This is a genomic window from Paracoccus xiamenensis (genome assembly GCF_011308835.1).
GTDB classification, from domain to species: Bacteria; Pseudomonadota; Alphaproteobacteria; order Rhodobacterales; family Rhodobacteraceae; genus Paracoccus; species Paracoccus xiamenensis.
In genome coordinates, this window is the sequence record NZ_JAAOHY010000006.1 from 41,462 (window position 1) to 55,182 (window position 13,721).

At 63.4% G+C, this 13,721-nt stretch carries 12 protein-coding genes; 5 read left to right on the forward strand and 7 right to left on the reverse strand.

From position 1 onward, the window contains the following. Position 1 precedes the first annotated feature (1 nt). Genes G7044_RS13015 through G7044_RS13030 form a run of 4 tightly spaced genes read right to left on the reverse strand, consistent with a single transcriptional unit; the run spans position 2 to position 3,963 of the window. Positions 2–874 carry an ABC transporter permease gene (locus G7044_RS13015; RefSeq protein ID WP_207630298.1) on the reverse strand — a complete coding sequence of 291 codons (873 nt, stop codon included), beginning with the start codon at positions 872–874 and terminating at the stop codon, positions 2–4. Further along, on the reverse strand, positions 871–1,377 hold the full coding sequence (locus G7044_RS13020) for a DUF1643 domain-containing protein (RefSeq protein WP_166329547.1): 507 nt from the start codon (positions 1,375–1,377) through the stop codon (positions 871–873). The genes G7044_RS13015 and G7044_RS13020 overlap by 4 nt, the downstream gene beginning before the upstream one ends. Then, the gene (locus G7044_RS13025; RefSeq protein WP_166329549.1) at positions 1,374–2,450 is read right to left on the reverse strand and encodes an ABC transporter permease; all 1,077 of its coding nucleotides are present in this window, start codon (positions 2,448–2,450) and stop codon (positions 1,374–1,376) included. Before G7044_RS13025 ends, G7044_RS13020 begins: the two co-directional genes overlap by 4 nt. Next, on the reverse strand, positions 2,437–3,963 hold the full coding sequence (locus tag G7044_RS13030) for an ABC transporter ATP-binding protein (protein ID WP_166329551.1): 1,527 nt from the start codon (positions 3,961–3,963) through the stop codon (positions 2,437–2,439). Before G7044_RS13030 ends, G7044_RS13025 begins: the two co-directional genes overlap by 14 nt. A gap of 93 nt (positions 3,964–4,056) precedes the next feature. Between G7044_RS13030 and dnaE the strand changes: the two genes are divergently transcribed. Further along, positions 4,057–7,524 (forward strand): DNA polymerase III subunit alpha, encoded by a 3,468-nt coding sequence (gene dnaE / locus G7044_RS13035; RefSeq protein ID WP_166329553.1) that lies wholly within the window; start codon positions 4,057–4,059, stop codon positions 7,522–7,524. Positions 7,525–7,666: 142 nt separating this feature from the next. After that, on the forward strand, positions 7,667–8,539 hold the full coding sequence (yghU, locus tag G7044_RS13040; RefSeq protein ID WP_166329555.1) for a glutathione-dependent disulfide-bond oxidoreductase: 873 nt from the start codon (positions 7,667–7,669) through the stop codon (positions 8,537–8,539). A 225-nt stretch (positions 8,540–8,764) separates the two neighbouring features. On the opposite strand, the gene G7044_RS13045 is transcribed toward yghU, so the two are convergent. Continuing rightward, the gene (locus G7044_RS13045) at positions 8,765–9,739 is read right to left on the reverse strand and encodes an alpha/beta hydrolase family protein (protein WP_166329557.1); all 975 of its coding nucleotides are present in this window, start codon (positions 9,737–9,739) and stop codon (positions 8,765–8,767) included. Positions 9,740–9,917: 178 nt separating this feature from the next. Continuing rightward, positions 9,918–10,940, reverse strand: coding sequence for a ketol-acid reductoisomerase (gene ilvC, locus G7044_RS13050; RefSeq protein WP_166329559.1), 1,023 nt, complete (start codon positions 10,938–10,940; stop codon positions 9,918–9,920). Positions 10,941–11,071: 131 nt separating this feature from the next. On the opposite strand from ilvC, the gene G7044_RS13055 reads away from it, so the two are divergent. The 3 genes from G7044_RS13055 (at position 11,072) to G7044_RS13065 (ending at position 12,532) form a co-directional block, all read left to right on the forward strand. Beyond that, positions 11,072–11,527 (forward strand): Lrp/AsnC family transcriptional regulator, encoded by a 456-nt coding sequence (locus tag G7044_RS13055; protein ID WP_166329561.1) that lies wholly within the window; start codon positions 11,072–11,074, stop codon positions 11,525–11,527. Then, positions 11,524–11,985 carry an Lrp/AsnC family transcriptional regulator gene (locus tag G7044_RS13060; protein WP_166329563.1) on the forward strand — a complete coding sequence of 154 codons (462 nt, stop codon included), beginning with the start codon at positions 11,524–11,526 and terminating at the stop codon, positions 11,983–11,985. Before G7044_RS13055 ends, G7044_RS13060 begins: the two co-directional genes overlap by 4 nt. A 70-nt stretch (positions 11,986–12,055) precedes the next feature. Then, the gene (locus tag G7044_RS13065; RefSeq protein WP_166329565.1) at positions 12,056–12,532 is read left to right on the forward strand and encodes a nuclear transport factor 2 family protein; all 477 of its coding nucleotides are present in this window, start codon (positions 12,056–12,058) and stop codon (positions 12,530–12,532) included. Here the strand turns inward: G7044_RS13065 and G7044_RS13070 are convergent. Continuing rightward, positions 12,529–13,608, reverse strand: coding sequence for a PA0069 family radical SAM protein (locus tag G7044_RS13070; RefSeq protein WP_166329567.1), 1,080 nt, complete (start codon positions 13,606–13,608; stop codon positions 12,529–12,531). The genes G7044_RS13065 and G7044_RS13070 overlap by 4 nt on opposite strands. Positions 13,609–13,721: the final 113 nt, after the last annotated feature.

Below are 13,721 nucleotides of genomic sequence, written 5' to 3' on the forward strand. Positions count from 1 at the left end.
GTCAGCTTGTTGTATGGAAAATCTGCCCGAGCGAGCCGGGGGCCGCGCTGCCCCGCCGCCGGGCCGAAATGACCACGAGTGCGAGGATGGTGACCAGATAAGGGGCCATCGCCAGCAGTTGGACAGGCACATTGACGCCCGCCGCCTGCAGCCGCAATTGCAGGACCGCGACACCGCCGAAAAGCCACGCGCCGGCCAGCACGCCGCCCGCGCGCCAGCCGGAAAACACCACGAGCGCCAGCGCGATCCAGCCCGCGCCCGCGGTCATCCCTTCGGTCCATTGCAGGACGGTGGCGATGGAAATATAGGCCCCGCCGATCCCGGCCATGGCCCCGCCAAAGGCGATCGCCAACAGCCGGACCGCGCGAACCTTGTGACCGAGCGCATGGGCCGCATGGTGGTTCTCACCGACGCCGCGCAGGATCAGCCCGCCGCGCGTGCGGTTCAGGAACCACCACAGCAGCGGCACCATCGCAAGCCCCAGCCAGACCACCCAGTTCAGCCCCATGATCCCCGCACCCATGGAGGGCGCCTTGACCCCTTCATAGGGCTTGCCGAACAGCGCCGTCAGCCCCAACCCGAACAGGGTCAGCGCCAGACCCGTGGCAACCTGATTGGTCAGCAGGAACTGGGTCAGCAGCCCGAACAGCATCGACAGCGCCGCGCCCGCAATGGCCGCGACGGCAAAGCCCAAGGCCGGGCTGCCGGTTGCGTGGGCGGCGGCAAAACCTGCGAGTGCGCCGGCGATCATCATGCCCTCGACGCCAAGGTTCAGCACGCCCGCGCGTTCGACGATCAACTCGCCCAATGCGGCGAACAGGATCGGCGTTGCCCCCGACAGGATCATCACGATCAGAGTGGTCGGGTCGATCATGCCGTGACCTGCGGATAGTTGGGGAAACTGATAAGCGGTCTGTCATTCGGCAAGCGGCTGGGGTGACAAGGAGCACCCGATTGCGTCGTTCCCAAGCACTTTGGCTCAGCACCGATTGACGCCAGCCGCGACATGACCTCAGCAGCCCGTGATGCAGCGCGACCATTTCCGCCCCATGCTACGATCACTGGGCCGTTGCATGCAGACAGAGCTTCATCAATGTATCGATCGCTATCACCAACAGCGATTTCCCCCAAGGCGAACATCTGTGAAGGGTTTGTTGCCCGAAAAGCAAAAAGATTCTCGATGCGCAGAGCGCCGCAACCCTCACGCTTGGCAAAACCGATGCATCGCCTGAGAGTAACGTCGTCTTCCGTGGCGGTCGCAGTGGACGGATTAAGCATAATAAACAGTGCGGTAGGGCCATCGGCCCATCTTCTGGTCAGGCTGTATCTATAGAGGCCGCAGTCCGAAATGGTCGCAGATGCTTCAGCGTAACTCATGCCGTGATCCTTCTGCGGATGCGGTAGCGGGTCAGAAGATCGAAGCCCAGCAGATAGAACAGCAGCATCCCCTGAAACACCTGCACGGTCGCGGCGGGCATTTGCAGCATCAACTGCGCGATGTCACCGCCGATATAGGTCAGCGCCATCAACAGCCCCGCCAGCACGATGCCGACCGGGTGCAAGCGGCCCAGAAAGGCGACGATGATCGCGGTGAAACCATAGCCGGATCCGAAGCTGTCGGTGATCTGGCCGGCGGGACCGGCGGCCTCGAACAGGCCCGCCATGCCAGCCAATGCGCCCGACAGGCCAAGGCAAAACGCGACAAGGGCAGAGGGCCTTACACCAGCGAAGCGGGCGGCGCGCGGGGCCTCTCCGGCGGCGCGGATCTGCAGGCCCCGGATATGGCGCGACATCAGCACCCAGACGCCGAAGACGGCGAAGGCGGCGGCGATGACGCCCCAATGGATGCCCGTTCCCGGAACCATTTCCGGGTTTGCCGCGGCCGGATACTGGCTGAGGTTGCGTGACCCGGGCATGCCGAAGCCTTCAGGGTTGCGCATCGGCCCGAAGGCCATCCATGCAGCGATCTTCTGCGCGACATAGACCAGCATCAGCGACACGAGGATCTCTGACGCGCCGAACCAGTTTCGCAGGAGCGCGGGTATCATCCCCCAGGCCCATCCGCCCGCCGCACCGGCGACGATCATGGCGGGAAAGATCCACCAGCCCTCGGCCGGATAGGCGGCAAGGGCCACGGCGGCCCCGGCGATGCCGCCCATGATGTATTGACCCTCTGCCCCGATATTCCAGATGCCGGCGCGGAAACCCACGGCCAGACCGCAGGCGATCAGGATCAGCGGCCCGGCCTTCACCAGCAATTGCGGGCGCGAGTATCCGGCCGAGGCGCCGAACAGCGGATCCCAGAAAATCGTGCGGATGGCGGCGACGGGGTCATAGCCCATCAGCCCGAACAGCAACGCGCCGGTCAGCATGGTCGCGATGACGGCCATGACCGGGGTTGCCAGCTGCCACAGCAGCGGGGCGTCGCTGCGCGGCTCAAGCGTCCACATGGGCGACCTCCGTCCCGTGGGCGCCGCCCAGCATCAGGCCGATCTCGTCAAGGCTCAGCCCCTCGACCGGGCGCGGATCGGAAAGCTGCCCCCCGTTCAGGGCGCAGAAGCGGTCACCGAGTTCCAGCAGCTCGTCCAGATCCTGACTGATGACGATCACGCACGCGCCGCCAGCGGCGAGGTTCAGCAGCGCCTGCCGGATCGCCGCCGCGGCGCCTGCATCGACGCCCCAAGTCGGCTGGTTCACGACCAGCACGCGGGGGGCTTGCAAGACCTCGCGGCCAATGACGAATTTTTGCAGGTTACCGCCCGACAGCGCACGCGCGGCGGTATCCGGCCCTGGCGTGCGCACGTCGAATTCTGCAATCACCTTCTGCGTGAAGTCGCGGGCAGCCCCGTGCCGGATCATCCCGCCGGGGGCCAAGCCCTGCCGCACAGTCGCCGTCAGCAGCGCATTGTCGGTCAGCGAAAAGCCGGGGACGGCAGCATGGCCCAGCCGATCCTCGGGCGCGGCCAGCAGGCCCGCGCGGCGGCGCTGTTTCGGCCCCATGCGCGCCAGGTCCGCACCTTCCAGCGTGACCGTTCCGGCAGGCGAAGGTATTTCGCCCGACAGCGCCGACAGCAGTTCCTCTTGCCCGTTACCGGCGACACCGCCGATGGCCAGCACCTCGCCCGCGTGGACCTGAAGCGAGACGGATTTCAACGATGTGCCATCAACCGACTGCGCGGCGAGGGTCAGGTCGCGGACCGCCAGCAGTTCTGCACCAGGGCTGCGGCCTGAACGGTCGATCTCGCGCATCTCGCCGCCAACCATCATCGCTGCCAGTTCCCGCGCCGAATGCGCACGCGGGTCTGTGCTGTCGATGACCCGCCCGCCGCGCAGGATCGTCGCATGATCGCAATTGGCGCGAATCTCTTCCAGCTTGTGGCTGATATACAGGATCGAGGTGCCGTTCGCCGCCAGCTTCCTTAGCGTGGCGAACAGAATCTCTGCTTCCTGCGGGGTCAACACGCTGGTCGGTTCGTCCATGATCAGCAGGCGCGGATTGCCCAGTAGGGCGCGGATGATTTCGACCCGCTGACGCTCGCCCGCGGACAGATCGGCGATGCGGCGGGCGGGGTTCAGGGGGAGACCGTATTCTTCCGACAGGGTGGCGATGCGGCTGGCCAACTCGCGCCGGGGCGGGGGGTGGTCAAGGCCAAGCGCGATGTTTTCCGCGACAGACATGGCATCGAACAGGCTGAAGTGCTGGAACACCATACCCACGCCAGCGGCGCGGGCAGCGTGAGGATCGGCGGGGTCGAAAGGCTGGCCGTCCAGCCACATCCGGCCCTCATCGGGGCGGACAAGGCCATAGATCGTCTTGACCAGCGTCGATTTACCGGCCCCGTTTTCGCCCAGAAGTGCGTGGATGTCGCCGGGCCGAACCTCGAACGAAATGGCATCATTGGCCTTGACGCCCGGATAGGTCTTGCTCAGACCTTCGGCGCGGAAAATGGCGTTATCGCTCAAGTCTTGGTCCCTGTTGTTATTGCCTGTGATTTAGACAGATAACTTCGCGCACGGCAATTGCGCTTTCAGGCAGGCGCGCATAGCTTCCGGCCCATGCCAGAAAATCAGCCACGATTCATCCACCTTCGCACGCATTCCGAGCATTCGCTGCTTGAGGGTGCCGTTCCCGTCAAGAAACTGATCGGGCTGACCAAGGATGCGGGCATGCCCGCCGTGGCGCTGACCGATACGAATGCGATGTTTGCGGCACTGGAATTCAGCGTGAAGGCGCTGGATGAGGGCGTGCAGCCCATCGTCGGCTGCCAGATCACGCTGGAACTGGGCGGTGCCAAGGGCGGCGTCGTGGCGCTGGCGCAGAACAAGGCCGGCTGGCTGAACCTGATGAGCCTGTCCAGCAGCATGTATCTGCGCAAGGATGGCCAGCCGGTTCATGTGACTGTTGACGAACTGGCGGAACGCTCGGACGGGCTGATCGTGCTGACCGGCGGGGCCGAAGGCCCGCTGGGTCGGCTGATCCGCGCGGGCGATGTGGCCGGGGCAGAGGCGGGATTGCGCCGTCTGCACGAAATTTTTGCAGACCGCCTGTATGTCGAGATCCAGCGCCACAAGGACGAAGCCGGCCGTTTGATGGAGGCCGAGGCCGCCAGTGAAGACGAGATGATACGCCTCGCCTATGCGCTGGAACTGCCGCTGGTCGCGACCAACGACGTCTATTTCCCCAAGCCCGAGATGTTCGAGGCCCATGACGCGCTGATCTGCATTTCCGAACGCGCCTATGTCGACCAGTCCCAGCCGCGCCGCCGGCTGACGCCCAACCATGATTTCAAATCGGCCGAGGAAATGGCGGTCCTGTTCGCCGATCTGCCCGAGGCAATCGAAAATACCGTGGAAATCGCCCGCCGTTGCGCCTTTGCGGTGTCGAAGCACAAGCCGATCCTGCCGCGTTTCGCCGATGACGAGGTTGAGGAGTTGCGCCGTCAGGCACGTGACGGGCTGGAGGCGCGGCTGGCGATCATCCCCCATGCGGTGCCGGTCGAGGAGTATCACAAGCGGCTGGATTTCGAGCTGGGCATCATCGAACAGATGGGCTTTCCGGGCTACTTCCTGATCGTCGCCGATTTCATCAAATGGGCCAAGGATCACGGCATTCCGGTGGGGCCGGGCCGGGGTTCGGGCGCGGGCTCGCTGGTGGCCTATGCGCTGACGATCACCGACCTTGATCCCTTGCGCTACAGCCTTCTGTTCGAACGCTTTCTGAACCCTGAACGGGTCAGCATGCCCGACTTTGACATCGACTTCTGCATGGATCGGCGGGAAGAAGTGATCCGTTACGTGCAAGAGAAATACGGGGCCGAGAAGGTCGGCCAGATCATCACCTTCGGTGCGCTGCTGTCGAAGGCCGCCGTGCGCGACGTGGGCCGGGTGCTGCAACTGCCCTTCGGGCAGGTGGACCGGCTGTCGAAGATGATCCCGGTCGAAGGCGTGAAGCCGGTCAGCGTGACCAAGGCCATCGCCGACGAGCCCCGCCTGCGCGAGGCCCGCGATGCCGAGGAAGTGGTGGCCCGCCTGCTGGATTATGCGGCGAAGGTTGAAGGGCTGTACCGCAACGCCTCGACCCACGCCGCCGGGGTTGTGATTGGGGACCGGCCGCTGGATCAGCTGGTGCCGCTGTATCGCGATCCGGCGTCCGACATGCCGGCCACGCAGTTCAACATGAAATGGGTCGAACAGGCCGGGCTGGTGAAATTCGACTTTCTGGGCCTGAAGACCCTGACCGTCATTCAGAACGCGGTCGACCTGATCCGCACCTCGGGGCGGCATCTGCATATCGGGCCGGATGGCACCCAGCTTTACGAACCGCCTGAAGGTGCCATCGACGAAATCAACGCCATCCCGCTGGACGACAAGCCCAGTTACGACCTGTTTGCTTCCGCGCGCACGGTGGCGGTGTTTCAGGTCGAAAGTTCGGGCATGATGGATGCGCTTCGGCGCATGAAGCCCAACTGTATCGAGGATATCGTCGCACTGGTGGCGCTGTATCGCCCCGGCCCGATGGAAAACATCCCGACCTATTGCGAGGTGAAGAACGGTCAGCGCGAGTTGGAACCGCTGCACCCGTCCATCGACCATATCCTTGAAGAAACGCAGGGCATCATCGTCTATCAGGAACAGGTGATGCAGATCGCGCAGGTCATGGCGGGATACAGCCTTGGCGGCGCCGACCTTCTGCGTCGGGCCATGGGTAAGAAGATCGCCGAGGAAATGGCCAAGGAGCGGCCGAAATTCGTCGACGGCTCGGTCGCGAACGGGGTCGATGCGAAGAAGGCGGGCGAAGTCTTCGACCTGCTGGAGAAGTTCGCGAATTACGGCTTCAACAAATCCCACGCCGCGGCTTACGCTGTGGTCAGCTATCAGACCGCATGGCTGAAGGCGAACCACCCGGTCGAGTTCATGGCCGCGGTGATGAACTGCGATATTCACCTGACCGAGAAGCTGGCCGTCTATAAGCGCGAAGTCGACCGGATGGAGATCGAGGTGGTGCCCCCCTGCGTCAACCGTTCGGGCGCGACCTTCACCGTGCATGACGGGCGCATCCACTATGCGCTTGGCGCGCTGAAAGGCGTGGGCGTCGAGGCGATGCGGGCCATCGTCACCGCGCGCGGCGATCAGCCCTTCGCCAGCATCGTCGACTTCGCCCGCCGCGTCGATCTGCGCCGGGTGGGCAAGCGGGCGCTGGAGATGATGGCCAAGGCCGGGGCGTTCGATCTGCTGGATGACAACCGCGCCCGCGTGCTGGCCAGCCTTGACGGGCTGGTGGCGTTTTCGGGCGCAACCCACGATCAGGCGGCCTCGAACCAGTCCTCGCTGTTCGGCGGGGGCGAGGATCTGCCGCCGCCGCGCCCGGTGCTGGCGCCGGTCTGGCTGCCGATGGAAAAGCTGGGGCAGGAACATCAGGCCATTGGCTTCTATCTGTCGGGCCACCCCATCGACGATTATCTGCCCGCGCTGCGCCGGATCGACGTGAATACGCTGGCGGAAATAAAGGCCGCCGCCGCGTCCGGTCCGCTGGTGACCTATATCGCCGGCACCATCTCGTCCCGGCAGGAAAAGAAATCCGCCAAGGGCAACCGCTTCGCCTTTGTCGGCGCGTCCGACCCCACCGGGCTGTATGAGGCGGTGGTGTTCTCCGACACACTAGAGGCCTGCCGCGAGTTTCTGGAAACCGGCAGCAATGTTGTCATGCAGGTCCAGGCCGAACCTCAGGGCGACGAGGTCAAGATGCTGATCCGTTCCGTTCAGCCGATGGAACAGGCGATTGCCAATGTCGGGCCGGCGGTGCTGGCGATCTCGGTCGCGAATGGGGCCGACATCGCCGACCTGTCGCAAACGGTGGAAACGCTGCGCGCCGACCGCAAGGGTCGCCCCGGCAAGCTGGTCCTGCGTGTCCACCAGGATGACGAGGTCTATGACGTCGAACTCTGCGCCGACGCCCCGGTTGGTCCCGCCGCCCGTCAGCGGCTGCGGGTGGTTCCGGGTGTGCTGGATGTGATCGAGGAATAGCTATTTCCTTAACGGCGGGGCCTGTCGCTTGATCGACGGACGCTTTTGGCGCAGTCGCCTGCGCGAAAGTTCTTAAGAGGTTGAACTCTGCCCCACTCGCATACAGGTTCCTGACAGGAAGTTATCTGGACAGGATCGCGTCATGAGCGAAGATTACACCCCGCCAAAGGTCTGGAAATGGGAAGAGAAGAATGGTGGTGAGTTCGCCAGCATCAACCGCCCCATCGCTGGCCCCACCCATGATAAGGCGCTGCCCGTAGGTAAGCACCCGCTCCAGCTTTATTCGCTGGCGACGCCGAACGGGCAGAAGGTCACCATCATGCTGGAGGAGCTGCTGGCCGCCGGCCACAAGGGCGCTGAATACGACGCCTGGCTGATCCGTATCGGCGATGGCGACCAGTTCGGCAGCGGCTTTGTCGAGGTCAATCCGAACTCGAAAATCCCGGCGCTGATGGACCATTCCGTCAACCCGCCACAGCGGGTTTTCGAATCCGGCTCGATCCTGCTGTATCTGGCCGAGAAATTCGGGGCATTCCTGCCGGCAGACCCGCGCGCGCGGGTGCAGGCGCTGAACTGGCTGTTCTGGCAGATGGGTTCTGCCCCCTTTGTCGGCGGCGGCTTCGGGCATTTCTATGCCTATGCACCGGTCAAAATCAAATACGCCATCGACCGCTATGCGATGGAAACCAAGCGCCAGCTGGACGTGCTGGACCGCCATCTGGCCGATCACCGTTTCATGGCCGGAGAGGAATATTCCATCGCCGACATGGCGATCTTCCCCTGGTACGGCCGCATCGCCACCGGGGGCGCTTACGGCGATGCCGCGACCTTCCTTGACGGCGCGAGCTACAAGAACGTCATCCGCTGGAACGACGAAATCGCCGCCCGCCCCGCCGTGCAGCGCGGCCTGATGGTCAACCGCACCTCGGGCGAGCCATCCGGGCAGCTGTGGGAGCGGCATGATGCGTCGGATTTCGAGACGCGGACGCAGGATAAGGTGGAGGCGGGCGCGTAAGCGCCCCCTCTCGCTGCGAGTTAGATACGGCAGAGGGCAAGTTCCGACCCGTGGGATGTCGCAATAACGGCATTGCTGTGCGCCTTATCGCGCAGCCCACATCCTTCGGCAGCGCTACAGAACCAATGTCACCAATGCGCCAGCCCGCCGACGCGATGCGCCTTGTTCGGCGCCGGGGGAAGCGGTCTGTCGGTGGCGCCTTGCCATGGGCATAGACCGCTGGCGCTATTTGCCCGTCGCGCCGAGGAATGAGGTGATCGTTTTGGCCATATCCGCGTGAATCCGCTGTCGCGCGTCAGCGGATTCGCCGCAAAGTGAGGCATCGCCCTCCTCGTCGAGAAGGATCTTCGGACCAGCCTCCGTGCAGGCCGCGAATGCATCAAATACAGTGGCCTGTGGAACCGTCTCGACCTGGATTGGATTGGCCCCGTCCTGCAATGCAGGCGCCTTTTCGCCAAGCGACACCAGCAATCCGGCAAGATCAACGGAACTGGCACTCAGCGCCGCCGGATATTCCGGTTCAATCGCAACGACTGAAGACACACGAGGATCGCGCTGCAGTCCCGCCAAGGCTTCCATATCTGTTTCCGCCAGCGAGACGCCCTGTGCGGCATACCAACCGCAGTCTGGTCCGGCGGCCCCATCATCCGGGGCGCAGGATTGCAGATAGTGATCGACGTTCAGCCCTGCGCCTGCAACCGAGAGCGCCGCAGTTGCGCCAAGAGCAAATCCCACGACGGAAATGTTTTCCTGATCAATCCGCCCGCCCCAGTCCTCGCTATCCAGCATCAAATCAATGGCGCGACGCATATCCTGAGGCCGCCGCCATATTTCGTTGATCCCGGCAGCCCCGTTTTCGGGGCGCGGGGCATTGATCTCGGCTACGATGAAACCTGCCCGTGCGATTGACGAACTTAGCCAAGCCCCGGAATCAGCGGCAGAGCGCAGGCCGCCATGTGACAGTATGACAACGGGCAGCGGGGCTTCTGGCAGCGCGGCATCCGGCGCGGCTGGCACGCCCAGAAAGACGGCATTGCCGCCGATTTCGGCGGATGGCGGTTCGTCGGAAGGGTACCAGATCGACAGCGCGATATTTCGACCTTCCTCGGATTCGCCGGTAAGATAGGCGATACCTGCTGCTTGATCGGCCAGGCAGGGCCCAGCAGTCAGCATAAGGAACAGGGGTAATCTGAGGTTCATGTCATGGCTCCGTGCCGGGTAAATGATGAGAGGCTAGCGCGGCACTGTGACGGTGACAGGCTTATTGAAATGCTTGCACGGTCTTTTCCCGGCTTGTCCGGGCGCAGCGGTTAGGGCCGGATAAAGAAAAGGCCCGGGACATGCTGTCCCGGACCGTCTTATCTTGCCGTCGGCGAAATCAGTTCCGCGCCTTGTCGACCATCTTGCCCTTGGAAATCCAGGGCATCATTTCGCGCAGCTTGGCACCGACCTGCTCGATCTGGTGTTCGTCATTGATGCGGCGCGTCGCCTTGAAGGACGGCTGACCAACCGAGTTTTCCTGCATGAAGTCGCGGACGAACTTGCCGTTCTGGATGTCGGTCAGAACCTCTTTCATGCGCTTCTTGGTTTCCACGTAAGGCAGGATGCGCGGGCCGCTGACATATTCGCCATACTCGGCCGTGTTCGAGATCGAGTAGTTCATGTTCGCGATGCCGCCTTCATAGATTAGGTCGACGATCAGCTTCACTTCGTGCAGACACTCGAAATAGGCCATTTCGGGTTCGTAACCGGCCTCGACCAGCGTTTCGAAGCCCATGCGGATCAGTTCGACAAGACCGCCGCACAGAACTGCCTGCTCGCCGAACAGGTCGGTTTCGCATTCCTCGCGGAAGTTGGTTTCGATGATGCCCGAGCGGCCGCCGCCGATGGCCGAGCAGTAGGACAGGCCCAGATCCATCGCCTTGCCGGACGCGTCCTGATGGACCGCGACCAGACAAGGCACGCCGCCGCCTTTCAGATATTCGCCGCGCACGGTGTGGCCGGGGCCTTTCGGGGCCATCATGATGACATCGACGCCGGGCTTCGGCTCGATCAGGCCGAAATGCACGTTCAGACCGTGGGCGAAGGCAATCGCGGCGCCTTCGCGCAGGTTGTCATGGACGTACTTCTTGTAGGTCTCTGCCTGCAGCTCGTCGGGCATGGTGAACATGATCAGGTCGGCCCATTTGGCGGCCTCGGCGATCTCCATCACCTTCAGGCCTTCCGCTTCGGCCTTCTTGGCCGAGGGCGAGCCTTCGCGCAGCGCCACCACGACGTTCTTGGCGCCGGAATCGCGCAGGTTCAGCGCATGGGCGTGGCCTTGGCTGCCATAGCCCAGAATGGCGACCTTCTTGTCCTTGATCAGGTTCACGTCGGCGTCGCGGTCGTAGTAAACGCGCATATCTGCGGTCCTTTCATATGTGTCTGATACGTTGATACGAAAATAACCGCTCGTGATCAGTTCAATCATCTCAAATTTTATAGTATGAATGAAATAATCATGCCGATTTGTGGCTGTAATATGTGATAATCATGCCTGATGCCACTGACCGCCGAATACTGCGCCAGCTTCTGGCCGATCCCGACCAGCCCGCCGCTCGTCTGGCGGAACGCGCCGGCGTCACCGCCGCGACCCTGTGGCGGCGGCTGGAAAAGCTGCGCGCCAGTGGCGCCATTGCCGGCCAGCAGGCGCTGATCGACTGGCGCAAGCTGGGATATGAGGTTGAGGTCAGCCTGCGCTTCACCCTCGACAAGACCAACCCGCGCGCCTTCGATGAATTCACCGCCGCCGCCCGTGAGGTGCCCGAGGTGATCGAGATCCAGACCTTCCTCGGCAGCGTCGATTTCCGCCTGTCGGTGATCGCCCGCGACATGGCGCATTGGCAGGAGCTCTACCGCGAGCGCATCCTGACGCTGCCCCATGTCGAGACCAGCGAGGCGCTGATGCTGGTGTCGACCATCAAGAACAGTGTCGAGTTGCCGCTATGAGTTTTACCCCCGATGCGACCGATCTGGCGATCCTGCGGCTGCTGACGCGGGACGCAACCCTTGGCGCGGCAGAGGTCGGGCGCGCGCTTGGGATGACGCAACCCGCAACCTGGCGGCGGATCCGGCGCCTGCAGGACGAAGGCGTCATCGCCGGGCAGCGCGTGGTGTTGGACAATGCCGCCCTTGGCTTTGGCGTCACCGTCTTCCTTGGCATCCGGCTGGCGACCAAGGGCCGCACCAGCCTTGAAGAATTCGAACGCGCCGTCACTGCCATCCCCGAGGTGCAACTGGTCCAGCACGTCCTTGGCCAGTTCGATTACCGCCTGCGCATCGTCGCCCGCGACATCGCCGATTTCGAACGCATCCTGCGGCGAAGGATCATGACGCTGCCCGGCCTCGGTCAGGTCGAGGCAAACGTGATGTTGTCGGAAGAACGCCGACCGGGGCCGCTTGGGTGACGGTTCAATTTGCGTATCCTGCCGGATATGTTAATGCTTATCACATTAACCGTCATGTTCAGGTTTTTTGATGTATCACGCCATTGTAAAACGTCGCATCCGCGCGCTTTTCGAAGCTATCAGTCGTGGCGATGCGGAACCTGTCCTGGATGCTTTCGCCGCAGGTGGCGAGCACATTTTCATCGGGGACGACCACGCGCTGGCGGGGCGCAGGAATAATCAGGCGTCGATCCGCGCGTGGTATGACCGGTTGCGGCAATTGACGCCGGATATCCGCTTTGAGCTGCACCGCATCGATGTTGCCGGCACCCCATGGAACACGATCGCAAGCGTCGAGTGGACCGAAACCAATACCGCCACCGATGGCATTCCTGCGCAGAACAAGGGTGTCCATGTCGTGCATCTTCGATGGGGGAAGATGACCCGTTTGCTTATCCTGACGGATACGGCGACGCTGATCGACACGCTGCAGCGCAATGCCGACAGCAGCGATGGGCTTTCGCTGGCAGCACCCATAGATGACCGGCCCGGCTGGCCCGCACCCTAGAACAGCGACAGCTGATCGCCCGCGCGTGCAGGCGGCCAAAAGCGCGAGCAGTCCAGCGGCGGCGTCGTTTCGGCAAAGCCAAGCCGCTTCTTCGCCAGTCGAAAGCGCTTGTGCAGCAGTTCCGCCTCCACCCCCTCGCCGCGCATTCGGTTGCCGAAACGTGGATCATTGTCGCGCCCGCCGCGCATGGCCTGCACGCGGTTCATCACATGCTTTGCCGCGTCGGGACGGTGCCGGTCCAGCCAGTCACGAAACAGCGGCGCGACCTCCAGCGGCAGGCGCAGGGGGATGGAACTGGCATGCGTTGCACCCGCCTCGCGCGCGGCGGTCATGATACGCTCCATCTCGGGCTCGGTCAGGACCGGGATGACGGGGGCGACCATCACGCGGACCTGAATGCCCGCCGCCGACATCTCGCGGATCATCCGCAGCCGGGTCGCGGGGGCGGGCGCGCGGGGCTCAAGCGCGCGGGCCAGACCCGCGTCCAGCGTGGTGATGGAAACCCCGACATGGATCAGCTGACGCGCCGCCATTTCGGCCAGTAGCGGCAGGTCACGCAGCACAGTCTGGCCGCGCGTCACCAGACTGGCGGGGTGGTTCCAGTCCAGCAGCACCTGCCACAGGCCGGGCATGATGGCGCGCTTCGATTCGATCGGCTGATAGGGGTCGGTATTGGTCCCGAAGGCGATGGGGGCGACGCGGTAGGACGGCTTGGCGATTTCTGCTGCCAGCAGTCGCGCGGCCTCGGGTTTGGCGGTAATCCTGGTTTCAAAATCCAGACCCGGCGACAGGCCCCAATAGGCGTGACTGGGCCGGGCGAAGCAATAGATGCAGCCATGTTCGCAGCCGCGATATGGGTTGATCGAGCGGTCGAATGGCACATCGGGCGAGCGGTTGCGGGTAATGATCGCGCGCGGAGTCTCGTCCGTGACCTCGGTCCGCAGCAGGTGGGTTTCCTCGGGCAGCTCCCAGCCGTCACTTTCGCGAATGGTGGCCAGCCGGTCAAAGCGGTTCGCCGGGCGCGTTTCGGCACCGCGGGCTTTCAGAATCTCATCGGGGTCGCGGGGCGGCAGCATCCCGAAAAGCTAGAACAAAGAAAGAACATTGTCCAGTTTCCCGTTCAAATGCCTTCAGGGGTTCCGAATCATGCGCCAGCATCCCATATTAGGGACATAAGGGGGAACGCATC

What these genes read in the sequence shown, in the direction of transcription:
- G7044_RS13070 (WP_166329567.1), bottom strand. Translation starts at nt 13,608, where the DNA reads ATGCTGCCGCCCCGCGACCCCGATGAGATTCTGAAAGCCCGCGGTGCC.
- G7044_RS13055 (WP_166329561.1), top strand. Translation starts at nt 11,072, where the DNA reads ATGCCTGATGCCACTGACCGCCGAATACTGCGCCAGCTTCTGGCCGAT.
- G7044_RS13020 (WP_166329547.1), bottom strand. Translation starts at nt 1,377, where the DNA reads ATGAGTTACGCTGAAGCATCTGCGACCATTTCGGACTGCGGCCTCTAT.
- G7044_RS13045 (WP_166329557.1), bottom strand. Translation starts at nt 9,739, where the DNA reads ATGAACCTCAGATTACCCCTGTTCCTTATGCTGACTGCTGGGCCCTGC.
- yghU (WP_166329555.1), top strand. Translation starts at nt 7,667, where the DNA reads ATGAGCGAAGATTACACCCCGCCAAAGGTCTGGAAATGGGAAGAGAAG.
- G7044_RS13025 (WP_166329549.1), bottom strand. Translation starts at nt 2,450, where the DNA reads ATGTGGACGCTTGAGCCGCGCAGCGACGCCCCGCTGCTGTGGCAGCTG.
- G7044_RS13065 (WP_166329565.1), top strand. Translation starts at nt 12,056, where the DNA reads ATGTATCACGCCATTGTAAAACGTCGCATCCGCGCGCTTTTCGAAGCT.
- ilvC (WP_166329559.1), bottom strand. Translation starts at nt 10,940, where the DNA reads ATGCGCGTTTACTACGACCGCGACGCCGACGTGAACCTGATCAAGGAC.
- G7044_RS13060 (WP_166329563.1), top strand. Translation starts at nt 11,524, where the DNA reads ATGAGTTTTACCCCCGATGCGACCGATCTGGCGATCCTGCGGCTGCTG.
- dnaE (WP_166329553.1), top strand. Translation starts at nt 4,057, where the DNA reads ATGCCAGAAAATCAGCCACGATTCATCCACCTTCGCACGCATTCCGAG.
- G7044_RS13015 (WP_207630298.1), bottom strand. Translation starts at nt 874, where the DNA reads ATGATCGACCCGACCACTCTGATCGTGATGATCCTGTCGGGGGCAACG.